The organism is Actinoplanes sp. NPDC023936, from assembly GCF_040639325.1.
Lineage (GTDB): Bacteria > Actinomycetota > Actinomycetes > Mycobacteriales > Micromonosporaceae > Actinoplanes.
In genome coordinates this window covers 26,402-39,149 of sequence record NZ_JBEZZR010000009.1, presented here as the reverse complement: position 1 = coordinate 39,149, position 12,748 = coordinate 26,402, and the positions used below count along the sequence as shown (strand labels likewise).

Sequence of the window (12,748 nt, the reverse complement as noted above, 5' to 3'; positions counted from 1 at the left end):
GGGCGCTCTTTGCGGTGGAGGCTCTGCGGTGGGCGCGCTTTGCGGCGGGTGCGCCCTGCGGTGGGCGCTCTGCGGCGGGTGCGCTCTGCGGCGGGCGCGCTTTGCGGTGGGTGCTCTTTGACTTTTTCTTGCGCTTCGCCCTCTGGTACGGGTCTGGCCGTTTTCTTTCGGTGTGGTTGTCCCGGGAGACGGCGCGGCCTTGTGGGTGGGCGCGGCCGTTCGGCGGGTTTCGCTATCGGTGCGTGGTCACTCCGGGTCGGTGGTGGGGCGGATCTCGGGGGCGGGCGTGTTCTCGGCCACCTCGGCGACTGCCTCGCGCAGCAGGAGGTCCATCGCCTGGGCCACCACTGCCAGTTCCTCAGCTGTGAGCCGGCTGAGGAGGTCGCGCTGTCGTGAGACGCCCGCGGTGATGATGTCCTCGATGACCTCAGTGCCGGCCTTGGTGAGCCCGATTCGGCGTACCCGCCGGTCGTGCAGGTCCTCTGTGCGTGTCACCAGGTCCTGCACCACCAGGCGGTCGATCATGCCGCTCAGGGCGGCGGCGCCGACTCCCAGCATGCGGGCCAGTTCGCCGCCGGAGACGGTGCCGTGGCGGGCCAGCAGCAGCAGGATCTTCAGCTGCGACATGGTCAGGTGAGTGGTGAACAGCGGGTCGGACCGGTCATCGGCAAACACGTGCTGCAGCTGGATCTGCGCGCCCATGATGTCTGCGATGAGCTTCTCTTTCTCGCTCAGCGCCTGCTCCTCTGGTCACCTGCTCGATGATGACGTTCTCATGTCCGGGACGCGTCCGTCTGGTATCGGCCGGTATCGAAGCGCCCCGGTGGAAAATCATTTGTTCGTGTAAGGCAAACTATCAGCATCGACCGAACTTTTCTCGGGGGAGCGCCCATGTCAGGTCTGACACGGCTAAGCCTTAAGAACCGAGGACTCGTCGCCCTGATCGCAATCGTGATCAGTGGCTTCGGGCTCTATGCGATCCCGTCTCTCAAGCAGCAGCTCTTTCCCTCGATCGAGCTGCCGGCCGCCTTCGTGAGCGCGGTGCTGCCCGGCGCCTCGCCCGAGGCCGTCGAAGAGCAGGTGACCAAGCCGATCGAGGACGCCGTCAAGGGCATCGACGGCATCGACAGCGTGACGTCGACGTCACGCGAGAACGTGTCCAGCGTGGTCGTGCTCTTCGAGTTCGGCACCGACATCGAGTCCGCGGTCAACCAGGTCACCACCTCGGTGAACCGGATCCAGTCGCAGCTGCCCGACGACGTCGACCCGCAGGTCTTCGCCGGCGGCACCGACGACATCCCGGCGATCGTGCTCGCCGCGACCGGCGGCTCCGACGAGAGCGACCTGCTCAACCGGCTCAACGAGACGGTGGTGCCGGAGCTCAACGGCATCTCCGGCGTACGTGACGTGCAGGTCACCGGCGCGCGGGCCGAGCAGGTGGTGATCACTCCGGATCTGGCGAAGATGGGAGCGGCCGGGGTCAGCCCGCAGTCGCTCACCACCGTGCTGCAGGCCAACGGCGTCTCCATCCCGGCCGGCTCGGTCGTCGAGGGCGACAATTCACTCACCGTGCAGGTCGGCACCCCGATCACCTCGGTCGACCAGCTCAAGAACGTCTACCTGACGGGCTCCCGCGCGCCGGTGAAGCTCGGTGACGTCGCGACGGTGGAGAGCAAGCTGCCGGCCGCCGAGTCGTACACCCGGACCGACGGGGTGGACAGCCTCGGCATCGCGGTCACGGCCCGCCCGGACGGCAACCCGGTCGACATCTCGCACGAGGTCCGCGACATGCTCGCCGACCTGGAGGCCGACTCCGGCGCGAAGCTGACCGTCATCACCGACCAGGCGCCGTACGTGGAGCGCTCGATCGAGAGCCTCACCACCGAGGGCCTGCTCGGCCTCGTGATGGCCGTCGTGGTCATCCTGGTCTTCCTGCTCAGCGTCCGCTCCACCCTCGTCACCGCGGTCTCCATCCCGCTCTCCGTGCTGATCGCCCTGATCGCGCTCTGGGTCGGTGACTACACCCTCAACCTGCTCACCCTCGGCGCGCTCACCATCGCGGTCGGCCGGGTGGTGGACGACTCGATCGTCGTTCTGGAAAACATCAAACGACATCTGGAGTACGGCGAGGAGAAGTCCCACGCGATCCTGGCGGCGGTCAAGGAGGTGTCCGGGGCGGTCACCGCGTCGACGCTCACCACGGTCGCCGTGTTCGCCCCGATCGCCCTGGTCGGCGGCCTGGTCGGACAGATCTTCTCGTCCTTCGCGATCACCGTGACGGTGGCGCTGATCGCCTCCCTGTTCGTGGCGCTGACCGTCGTCCCGGTGCTGGCGTACTGGTTCCTCAAGCCGCCGCCCCCCGGTTCCGACACCGAGGAGGTCCGCAAGGCCGCCGAGGCGAAGGAACTGCGCAACCCGCTGCAGCGCGGCTACCTGCCGGTGATCCGGTTCGCCACCACGAAGCGCTGGACCACGGTGCTGATCGGCGTGCTGGTGCTCATCGGCACGTTCGCCCTCTCCACCCGCCTGGAGACGAACTTCCTGGACGACTCCGGGCAGGACAGCATCACGATCAGCCAGGAGCTGCCGGCCGGCACCAGCCTGGCGGCGACCGACGAGGCCGCCAAGAAGGTCGAGGCCATCCTGGCGGACCAGCCCGACGTGACCACGTACCAGGTCACCGTCGGCGGCAGCTCGGCCAACCCGTTCGCCGGTGGTGGCGGCGCCGCCACGGCGACGTACAGCGTCGCCCTCGCCGAGGACGCGGACGCCGGGAAGATCACCGACGAGCTGCGTCCGCAGTTCGACGCGCTGACCGACGCCGGTGAGATCAAGATCGGTCAGGAAAGCTCGGGCGTGGGCAGCAGCGGCCTCTCCGTCGAGGTGACCGCGGCCGACACGCAGGTGCTCGCCGACGCGACCGAGCAGGTGCGCGCCGCGATGGCCGGGATCTCCGGCGTCACCGACGTGGACACCACCCTCAAGACCAGCGTGCCGCGTCTCGACGTGGTGGTGGACCGTGAGGCGGCGGCCGAGGCGGGCCTCACCGAGGCGCAGATCGGCCAGGCCGTGGCCGGCCAGTTCCGGGCCGCACCGGCCGGGGAGATCACCGTCGACGGCGCCAGCCAGGACGTGGTGATCTCGTTCGGCAGCGCGCCGGCCGACCCGGCCGCGCTCAAGACCCTGCCGCTGACCACCGGCAAGGGCGTCGTCCCGCTGGACCAGGTCGCCGACGTGAAGCAGGTGGACGGGCCGGAGCAGATCACCCGTACCGACGGGAACCGCACGGCCACCGTCACCGGCACGGTCACCGGGTCGAACCTCAGCGCGGTCAACCAGGACCTCACCAAGCAGCTCGACGGCCTCGACCTGCCGGCCGGCGCCGAGTACACGATCGGTGGCGTCAGCGCGGACCAGCAGGAGGCGTTCGCGCAGCTCGGCCTCGCCGTGCTCGCCGCCATCGCGATCGTCTTCATCATCATGGTCGCGACGTTCCGCAGCATCCTGCAGCCGATCATCCTGCTGGTGTCGATCCCGTTCGCGGCGACCGGCGCGATCGGCCTGCTGCTGATCACCGGCACCCCGCTCGGCGTGCCGGCCCTGATCGGTGTGCTGATGCTGGTCGGCATCGTGGTCACCAACGCGATCGTGCTGATGGACCTGATCAACCACTACCGGGCGGCCGGCATGGGCGTCCAGGAAGCGGTGATCGAGGGCGGCCGGCACCGTCTGCGCCCGATCCTGATGACCGCGATCGCGACCATCTTCGCGCTCATCCCGATGGCCCTCGGCCTCACCGGCGAGGGTGGCTTCATCTCGCAGCCGCTCGCCATCGTGGTGATCGGTGGTCTGGTCAGCTCGACGCTGCTGACCCTGGTGCTGGTGCCGACGCTCTACACGCTGGTGGAGAACCGCAAGGAGAAGTCGCGGGCGAAGCGCCAGGCCAAGCGGGCCCGCAAGGCCGGCACCCCGGTCACGGAGACGGAGCCGGAGTCGCCGGAGGCCCCGGCCACCGACGAGCCGGAGCCGGCCAAGGAGGGCGCGCTGCGCGGCTACACCGACCAGTTCGAGGTGCTGAAGATGCCCCGCAAACCCGGTGAAGCGCAGTAGGAACGGATAGATCGGAGGGCCGGCCACCAGTCAGGTGGCCGGCCCCATCCATATGCCCACCCGCCACCCGGAGTCAGCCCCGCTTGTAAGGTCGGCAAGTGCCAGCAGCCCTTTCCGTCCTCGCCCGCAACCGTGACTTCCGCCGGCTCTTCTCGGCCGAGCTCGTGGTCTTCGGCGCGGACTGGTTCGTCATGGTCCCGCTGCTCGTGCTCCTGCCGGAGCTGACCGGCAGCGGCGCCTGGGGCGCGATGGTGCTGGCCGTGGACACCGGGATCAACGCGTTGCTGCTGCCGTACACCGGCACGATCGCGGACCGGCTGGACCGGCGCAAGATCCTGGTCGTGGCCAACCTCGCCTCGTTCCTCGCGGTGCTGCTGCTCTTCGCCGTGCGGTCCGCCGAGACCGCGCCGCTGGCCCTGGTCGCGGTCGGCGCCATGGCGGTGGCGAAGTCCTTCTACTCCCCGGCCGCCTCGGCCGCGCTGCCGAACGTCGTCGACCCGGAGGACCTGGCCGCGGCGAACACCGTCGCCGGCTCCGCGTGGGGCACCATGACGGTGGTGGGAGCGTCCCTCGGCGGCGTGGTGAGCACCCTCGCGGGCCCGTACGCCTGCTTCGCCGTGACAGCGGCCCTGCTCCTGGCCGGAAGCGTGCTGACCAGCCTGATCCGCCGCCCGCTGCAGGCCGCGAACGCCGCCGGCGAGCGGCCGGAGACGCTGCACGCGCTGGTCGAGGCGCTGCGCTACATCGGGGCCCGGCCGAGGCTGCGGGCTCTGGTGACGGTCAAGTCGGCGGTCGGGCTCGGCAACGGGGTGCTCACCGTCCTCCCGCTGATCGCGGTGGCGCACGGCGCGGGCGCGCTCGGCGCCGGCCTGCTCTTCGCGCTCCGCGGCGCGGGCGCCCTGGTCGGCCCGCTGCTGATGCGCCCGGTGCTGAACCGGCCGTCCTGGTTGCTGCCGGGTCTGGCGGTGTCCATGGGCCTGTACGGCCTCGGGTACCTGGGCGTCGCGTTCAGCCCGTGGTTCCCGCTGGTGCTGGCGCTGGTCTTCGTGGCGCATTTCGCCGGCGGGACGAACTGGGTGCTCTCCAACTTCGCGTTGCAGGCCGAGGTGCCGGACGCGCTGCGCGGGCGGGTGTTCGCCACCGACATGATGCTGGCGACGCTGGCCATCGCGATCAGCCAGCTCGGCGCGGGCGCGGTGGTCGACCACGTCGATCACAAGTGGGTTCTGGCCGGCTGCGCGTCGATCACGCTGGTCTACGCGATCGGCTGGCGGATCGCGACACGCCGCCTCGCCACACCTCGGCATTCGGGAATACCAGGCCGCGACACCTCGGTTTAAATGATCAAGCCCTAGCATGTGCCGAATGGGCCTGTCCTTCGTCTCCGAACCGGTGTCGGTCAGCACGCCGGCGACAAGCGCCAACCTCGGCCCCGGCTTCGACGCGCTGGGCCTGGCGCTCACGCTCTACGACGATCTCACCGCGACCGTCACCGGCTCCGGCTTCACCGTCGAGATCAGCGGGCAGGGCGCGGGTGAGTTGCCCACCGACGAGACGCATCTGGTCGTGCGCTCGATGCTGGCCACCTTCGACGAGCTCGGCGAGCGCCCGCCCGGTCTCGCCGTCCGCTGTGTGAACCGGATCCCGCAGGCGCGCGGCCTGGGCAGCTCCTCGGCGGCGATCGTGGGTGGCGTGCAGCTCGCCCGCGGCCTGGTCAAAAACGGTCTGACGCTGCTCGATGACGCGGACGCGCTGCGCATCGCCGCGCGCATCGAGGGGCACCCGGACAACGTGGCGCCCTGCCTGCTCGGCGGCTTCACCATCGCCTGGACGGAGGGGACCGGCGCCCGCGCGGTGAGCCTGTCGCCGGCCGCCGGCGTGCGCCCGACGGTTTTCGTCCCGGACGAACGTGGGTATACGGCGACCGCTCGTGCCGCGCTGCCGCCGCAGGTGCCGCACGCCGACGGCGCGTTCAACGCCGGGCGCGCCGCGTTGCTCACGCACGCCCTCACGAGTGATCCATCCCTGTTGTTCCCGGCCACCGAGGACCGGTTGCACCAGGGTTATCGGGGACCGGGGATGCCGGGGACCGCGTCGCTCGTCGCGGCTCTCCGCTCGGTCGGAGTGGCCGCCGTGGTCAGTGGCGCGGGACCGACAGTTCTCGCGTTGACCGAGGTCCCGGCCGATTTCCACCCGGGATCGCACTGGCGCGGCGAAGTGCTGGGCGTGGATGACGCCGGTGCTTGTGTGAAAGGGGGTATGGTGGAACACGCCGAGCGGGGCCCTGTTGCCGCAGGTCGCACGAGTTGACTACGCTCAAGACCTAGCACAGTGCTTCAGGAACAGCCGCGAAGCAAGCGATCTCTGCGGTTCGGCGCACCCCCGAGATTTCTGGGCCGATGGCCTGTCTCAAACTCATCAAGGCACACGCCGGGCAGCAGTCGATAGATCGCTGCACTCGCCGAGACCTACCCGTCAAGCCCTGGCGGGCAGGGATACCGGTCGAGCTGCCGTGCTGCACGAAACTCCCGCGCCGCTGTTGCGAAGCGGGCTCCGAGGGCACCCGGCCCAGGCTGCAGTTCCGGGTGGACTCGGGCATTTTCCGACGGAAGGAATCCATTGAGCGACACCACCGACGTGACGTCGGGTGTTTCTGACGTCGCTGACGGCGCCGGCACCACCGCGACCGCCACGAAGCGCCGCCGAGGCGGCACCGGGCTGTCCGCGATGCTGCTGCCCGAGCTGCAGAGCCTCGCCGCCTCCCTCGGCATCTCCGGCACTGCCCGGATGCGCAAGGGCGAGTTGATCGCCGCGATCACCGAGCGCCAGAGCGGTGGCGGCGCGGCCGCCGAGCCGGCGCCGCGTCCGCGCACCAACGGCTCCGAGGCCGTTGCCTCGGCTCCCGCCCCGGCTCAGGCCGCTCCGGTCGAGACGCCGAAAACCGCAGCCGCCCCGGCCGACAAGGCCCCGGCACAGTCCGAGCAGCCGGCCCCGGCCGCCACCGAGCGCCCGTCGCGGCGCAGCCGGGAGCGTGCCTCCCGGGAGCCGGCTCCCCGCGACGCCGCGACCCGTGAGCCCGCTGCCCGCGACGCCGCGACCCGTGAGCCCGCGACCCGTGAGCCGGTCGCCCGTGAGTCCGCTGCCCGGGAGTCGGCGCCCCGGGAGACCACCGAGGCCGTCCCGGCCGCCGCCGCTGCTCCGGTCGCCGCCTCCGCGCCGGCCGAGGCGCCGGCCGCGCCTGCCGAGACCACCGAGCGTGCCGAGCGGGGCGACCGCCCGGAGCGCGGCGACCGTCCCGAGCGGGGCGAGCGCAACCGGGACCGGCAGCGCAACCAGCGTGACGGCCAGCGCGATCAGCGTGACGGCCAGCGCGACGGACAGCGCGACCAGCGGGACCGCAACGACGCGCGGTCCGAATCCGGCCGCAACGACGCGCGGTCCGACTCGGGCCGTGCCGACTCGGGTCGTGCCGACTCGGGCCGTGCTGACTCGGGTCGTGTCGACTCTGGTCGTGCCGACCAGGGGCACGACGATGACGACGATGGCGGCGAGGGCGGCCGCCGGAGCCGGCGCAGCCGCTTCCGGGACCGCCGCCGCGGCCGTGACCGTGACGACGACGGCGGTGGCCGTCAGCGCGACGGCGGCCAGCGTGAGGGCCGGGAGCCGCACGTCGCCGAGGACGAGGTTCTCGTCCCGGTGGCCGGCATCCTCGACGTGCTGGACAACTACGCGTTCGTCCGGACCACCGGTTACCTCTCCGGCCCGAACGACGTCTACGTCTCGATGTCCCAGGTGAAGAAGTACGGCCTGCGCCGCGGTGACGCGGTGACCGGCGCGGTGCGCTCGACGCCGCGAGACACCGGTGAGCAGCGCCGGGACAAGTACAACCCGCTGGTCCGCCTGGACACCATCAACGGGATGGAGCCGGACGAGGCTCGCCGGCGTCCGGAGTTCTACAAGCTCACCCCGCTCTACCCGCAGGAGCGCCTGCGGCTGGAGACCGAGCCGCACATCCTCACCACCCGCGTCATCGACCTGGTCATGCCGATCGGCAAGGGCCAGCGCGCGCTGATCGTCTCCCCGCCGAAGGCCGGTAAGACGATGGTGTTGCAGGCGATCGCCAACGCGATCACCCACAACAACCCCGAGTGCCACCTGATGGTCGTGCTCGTGGACGAGCGGCCGGAAGAGGTCACCGACATGCAGCGGTCGGTGAAGGGCGAGGTCGTCGCGGCCACGTTCGACCGTCCGCCGCAGGACCACACCACGGTCGCCGAGCTGGCGATCGAGCGGGCCAAGCGCCTCGTCGAGCTCGGCCACGACGTGGTCGTGCTGCTCGACTCGGTGACGCGGCTCGGCCGGTCGTACAACCTGGCGGCGCCGGCCTCCGGCCGGATCATGTCGGGTGGTATCGACTCGACAGCGCTCTACCCGCCGAAGCGGTTCCTGGGCGCGGCGCGCAACATCGAGAACGGTGGCTCGCTCACCATCCTCGCGACGGCGCTGGTCGAGACCGGCTCGATGATGGACACGGTGATCTTCGAGGAGTTCAAGGGCACGGGTAACGCCGAGCTCAAGCTCGACCGCAAGATCGCGGACAAGCGGACCTTCCCGGCCGTGGACGTCTCCGCCTCCGGCACCCGTAAGGAAGAGATCCTGATGGGCAAGGAGGAGCTGGCGATCATCCACAAGCTCCGCAAGGTGCTCAGCTCGCTGGAGTCCGGCGCGGCTCTGGACCTCCTGCTGGACCGGCTCAAGCAGACCCGGACCAACATCGAGTTCTTGATGCAGATCGCCAAGTCGACGCCTGGCGAATAATCGGTCAAATAAGGCAGGGCCCACCCTATCGGGTGGGCCCTGCCTCTTTCGTCGCACAACGTGTCTGATTGGACCCGCTCGGGGCCGTGCGAACCTCCGGTATCACTACCCTCGATAATCCGGAGGCGCTCGATGATCGTGCCCGGCTACCGGGACCACCCGGCCGAGCCCTGGGATCCGGACGCTCCCGCGGACCCCGGCGAGGCCGAGGATTTCCTGCGCCGCTGCTATCTGGAGAATCCGAGACTCGGCCCGGTCGAACCGCGGCTGGCCATCGTCCGGGCGCAGATCGCGGCGACCGGCACCTATGTGCACACCACCGAGGAACTGGCACATGGCGCCCGGATGGCCTGGCGGAACGCGAGCCGCTGCATCGGACGGCTCTACTGGCGCAGCCTCGTCGTGCTGGACCGGCGCCGGGCCCGCACCGCGGACGAGATCTACTCGCTGCTCGTGCAGCACCTGCAGTCCGCCGGTACCGCCACGATCCGCCCGGTGATCAGCGTCTTCCCGGCGGCGCGGCCCGGTCAGCCGTGCGCGCGGGTCTGGAACGAACAGCTGATCCGGTACGCCGGTTACCGCTCCGGGACCGGCGCCACGATCGGCGACGGGCGGCAGCTCGGGCTCACCGACGCCGTGCGCGGGTTCGGCTGGCAGGGCAAGGGTGAGGCGTTCGACGTGCTGCCGCTGGTGATCGAGGTGCCGGGGGAGGGCATCCGCCTCTACGAGCTGCCGGAACGGGCGATCCGCGAGGTGCCGCTGAGCCACCCGGAGTTCGGCTGGTTCGCCGAGCTGGGCCTGCGCTGGCACGCCGTACCGGCGATCGCCAACATGCGCCTGACGATCGGTGGCGTGCACTATCCGCTCGCGCCGTTCAACGGCTGGTACATGGGTACCGAGATCGGCGCCCGGAACCTGGCCGACACCGACCGGTACGACATGCTGCCGCTGGTCGCCGCCCGGATGGGCCTCGACACCAGCCGCGAATCGACGCTCTGGCGGGACCGGGCGCTGGTCGAGCTGAACCGGGCCGTGCTGCACAGCTTCGAGGAGGCCGGCGTCAAGATGACCGACCACCACACCGAGTCCCAGCGCTTCATGGCGCACCTGCGCAACGAGGAGAAGGCGGGCCGGCCGGTGCCGGCCGACTGGACCTGGATCGTGCCGCCGATGTCCGGCGGGATCACCCCGGTCTTCCACCGGTACTACCCGGAGATGGATCTGCGGCCGGCGTTCTATCTCGACGAGCCCGCCGCCCGCCGGGCGGCGGGATGTCCGCACGGGTGACCCGGCACCGGTAGCGAAACCCGCCGGACGGCCGGGAGCGGGCAGGCGGCCGCGGGGACTCTCGCGAGCGGGGCCGGTGCGGTCGGGGAGGTGTGGGGCGTACCCGGGAAGGGTTTTCAGGCGAACTCGTTCAGCGGGAAGTCGTCGCGGTGCCGCCAGGAGGCGTCGGTGCGCACGTGACCGGGGCGGACCCACTTGAGCACCTTGCGATCGAACTCGGTGCCGGGGATGCGGCCGGCCGCGCGGACCACGAAACCCTCCGAGCACTCCGCGTCGCGCCGGGCGGCCCAGGCGGCGCGTGCCTCGGAGAGGCTGCCGCCGCGGTACAGGACCGGGACCATCGGGAGTTCCAGGCGTTTCGCCCAGTCGACGGTGTCGTCCCAGCCCAGCAGCGTGTCCGTCTCGTCCCAGATGCCGAAGACCAGGAAGACGCCGGGCAGATCGCGGTAGGCGATGCTGCGGCGGGCCCACATGGACTCGCCGCAGACCCGCCAGTCGTCGGGTATCCGATGCGCCGTCATCGCCCACAGCGCTTTCGCCGGGCGGTCCCACGGCTGGGTGCCGGAGTCGAGCGACCTGGCGAACATCGTGTCGCGGGTGAAGGTGAGGTTCCCGCCGTCCATCTTCTCGGTCACCACGAGCTCGCCGTCCAACCAGGACAAATCGTGCTGCACCCGGTCGTCGCTGGTGGCGCCGGGGGAGTCCGGGAGGTGGAACGTCCTCGGGTACTTCACCCTAGAAATCTCCCTCCGCCACCTGGAACACGGTCAGGCCGAGGGCCCGCCACATACGTACCACCTGTTGACGGTCGTCGAACACCCCGGTGATCCGCCAGCGGTCCCGGATCTGGTGGTCGAAGATCTCCCGTTTGACGATCGCGTCCTTGCGGCTGTCGTTCTGCGGCCGCATGAACAGCGCTTCGTACGGCACACCGACGAACAGCTCCAGCCAGGCCTCGGTCTCGGCCCGGCACACCTCGTCGCGGCCCGAGCAGAAGACGATCGCATGACCGGCCGCGTGCATCGCCCGCACCGCCGTGATCACCGCGGGGTTCGGGGCGTCCTCGCCCACCCGGTGCCAGTCGTACGGGCTGCGGCCGGTCATCAGCGCGACGGTGCCGTCGATGTCCACCAGCACGGCCTCCGGCAGCTCCGGATCGGGCCGGTAGACCACGCCGGGACCGCCGGGATCCACGAACGGCACCGGCAGCGGCAGGTTCCGGCCGGCCAGATAGCGCTCGTGCATCCGGCGGATCCCGCCCTCGCCGACCCGCTCGTCCTCCGGCCGCTCGGCGTCCCGCCGCAGGCACTCGTCGAGCGGCACGTCGGTGAAGTCGTGCACCTCGAACGACGCGCCGAACCGGGCGGCCAGCTCGGCCCACTCCCGGACCGTCTTGGCCCGCAGATTGGTGTCGTCGACGATCACGCTGCCGTGCGCCCGCAGCAGGGCCTCGACCGCGGCCCGCTGTGCCTGGGTCACCTGCGCCTCGGCGCGCTGGGTGTAGAGCCGCGTGCCGTGCAGCATGCGGCGCAGGTCGTCCCGGTTGACCCGGACGACGCCGGGCTGCAGCTTGCGCGCGAACGTGGTCTTGCCGGAGGCCGGCAGCCCACGGGTGATCAGAAGTCGTGTCATTTGTAGCTCGCAGTGCTCGGTCCTCAGATGCGTTGGCTTTTACGCCAGCCATACACCGTTGCGCATCGCACGCCCGCCGCATCTGCGGCGGCTGCGACGGTACCGCCAGCCGCGAGGCGCGCCATAGCTATTTGCCGTTGCTGTGACTGCGTGAACCAGATCGGTGGCTTGACGCTGAGGACCTTCCGATACTCCTCGAAGATCTGTGCCTTGGCCGTTCGTAAGAGGTCGGCGTCAGAGAACAGCCAGCCGCATGCAGCCCATGCGTGGCGGCCGCTGTATCTGGCTTCAGCGAGTGCGGCGCAGCGAGTGATCTCATGAAATCTGCCTGCCGCAGGTATGTGTGAGATCGCTGATCTGATGAACTGCGGTGTGCCAACGAAGGACAGGTGCAGCATGGCGTTTCCCTGCGGAGTGCGATAGATCCCTACGCAGCCGTCACCGTCGACGTAGCCGCGCAGGAACGAAGCGACCATGTGTGGTGGTATGTCAGGAAATTTATACACCAGGGTCTTTCGCGGCGTTATCCCGAATATTGCGTCAAGATCCGCGATCATCTGTGGCGAGTTCAGTGTGATGGCGTAGGTCGGCTGGCCGCGCCGCGGCGTCCCGCGAGAAATCTTCAGCTTGTGATTCGTAAGCTTCCGGGCTTCTTCGATGATGAGTCGGCCGTGGTCGCCGGATTGAGTCAAGGCCAACCTTTTTCGATCGGCGCTGATACAGCCGTCCGCGGCGATGAGCCCGGCAAGCCAAGTGGCCGGTCGCTCCTCGGATGCGAATAGGTCGTGGCTGAGTTGCACAGTCTGTGGTGTTGTCAGAAATCGGCCGGTTCGGGCGTCTGTGGAGATCCTCATGTCGCAAAGCTAGTAGCGCAGTGCCTACTAGGCTAGGGTCGATTCAC

At 69.9% G+C, this 12,748-nt stretch carries 9 protein-coding genes; 5 read left to right on the top strand and 4 right to left on the bottom strand.

Going from position 1 to position 12,748, the window contains the following annotated elements; all coding sequences use genetic code 11:
* Window positions 1-246: 246 nt before the first annotated feature.
* A complete protein-coding gene (locus AB0F72_RS14625; RefSeq protein WP_360430418.1) occupies window positions 247-702 on the bottom strand; it encodes a MarR family transcriptional regulator in 456 nt (151 codons plus the stop codon).
* 189 nt (window positions 703-891) lie between these two features.
* Here AB0F72_RS14625 and AB0F72_RS14620 point away from each other — a divergent pair, with 189 nt between their 5' ends.
* From AB0F72_RS14620 to AB0F72_RS14600, 5 genes are all read left to right on the top strand, one after another.
* Window positions 892-4,110 (top strand): efflux RND transporter permease subunit, encoded by a 3,219-nt coding sequence (locus tag AB0F72_RS14620; RefSeq protein ID WP_360430416.1) that lies wholly within the window; start codon window positions 892-894, stop codon window positions 4,108-4,110.
* 98 nt (window positions 4,111-4,208) lie between these two features.
* A complete protein-coding gene (locus AB0F72_RS14615; protein WP_360430414.1) occupies window positions 4,209-5,450 on the top strand; it encodes an MFS transporter in 1,242 nt (413 codons plus the stop codon).
* Window positions 5,451-5,475: 25 nt separating this feature from the next.
* A complete protein-coding gene (gene thrB, locus AB0F72_RS14610; protein ID WP_360430411.1) occupies window positions 5,476-6,420 on the top strand; it encodes a homoserine kinase in 945 nt (314 codons plus the stop codon).
* Between the two features lie 309 nt (window positions 6,421-6,729).
* The gene (rho, locus tag AB0F72_RS14605) at window positions 6,730-8,928 is read left to right on the top strand and encodes a transcription termination factor Rho (RefSeq protein ID WP_360430409.1); all 2,199 of its coding nucleotides are present in this window, start codon (window positions 6,730-6,732) and stop codon (window positions 8,926-8,928) included.
* Between the two features lie 132 nt (window positions 8,929-9,060).
* Window positions 9,061-10,215 (top strand): nitric oxide synthase oxygenase, encoded by a 1,155-nt coding sequence (locus AB0F72_RS14600; RefSeq protein WP_360430407.1) that lies wholly within the window; start codon window positions 9,061-9,063, stop codon window positions 10,213-10,215.
* 116 nt (window positions 10,216-10,331) lie between these two features.
* On the opposite strand, the gene AB0F72_RS14595 is transcribed toward AB0F72_RS14600, so the two are convergent.
* Genes AB0F72_RS14595 through AB0F72_RS14585 form a run of 3 tightly spaced genes read right to left on the bottom strand, consistent with a single transcriptional unit; the run spans window position 10,332 to window position 12,701 of the window.
* Complete coding sequence (locus AB0F72_RS14595; RefSeq protein WP_360430405.1) at window positions 10,332-10,949, bottom strand: RNA ligase family protein; 618 nt, start codon at window positions 10,947-10,949, stop codon at window positions 10,332-10,334.
* A gap of 1 nt (window position 10,950) precedes the next feature.
* Window positions 10,951-11,847, bottom strand: a complete 897-nt coding sequence (locus AB0F72_RS14590) for an AAA family ATPase (RefSeq protein WP_360430403.1) — start codon at window positions 11,845-11,847, stop codon at window positions 10,951-10,953.
* 23 nt (window positions 11,848-11,870) lie between these two features.
* A complete protein-coding gene (locus AB0F72_RS14585) occupies window positions 11,871-12,701 on the bottom strand; it encodes a hypothetical protein (protein ID WP_360430401.1) in 831 nt (276 codons plus the stop codon).
* Window positions 12,702-12,748 lie beyond the last annotated feature (47 nt).

Bases quoted from the DNA above. Each gene is read 5' to 3' on its own strand.
- AB0F72_RS14625 (WP_360430418.1), bottom strand. From the start codon at position 702: ATGGGCGCGCAGATCCAGCTGCAGCACGTGTTTGCCGATGACCGGTCC.
- AB0F72_RS14620 (WP_360430416.1), top strand. From the start codon at position 892: ATGTCAGGTCTGACACGGCTAAGCCTTAAGAACCGAGGACTCGTCGCC.
- thrB (WP_360430411.1), top strand. From the start codon at position 5,476: ATGGGCCTGTCCTTCGTCTCCGAACCGGTGTCGGTCAGCACGCCGGCG.
- AB0F72_RS14600 (WP_360430407.1), top strand. From the start codon at position 9,061: ATGATCGTGCCCGGCTACCGGGACCACCCGGCCGAGCCCTGGGATCCG.
- AB0F72_RS14590 (WP_360430403.1), bottom strand. From the start codon at position 11,847: ATGACACGACTTCTGATCACCCGTGGGCTGCCGGCCTCCGGCAAGACC.
- AB0F72_RS14585 (WP_360430401.1), bottom strand. From the start codon at position 12,701: ATGAGGATCTCCACAGACGCCCGAACCGGCCGATTTCTGACAACACCA.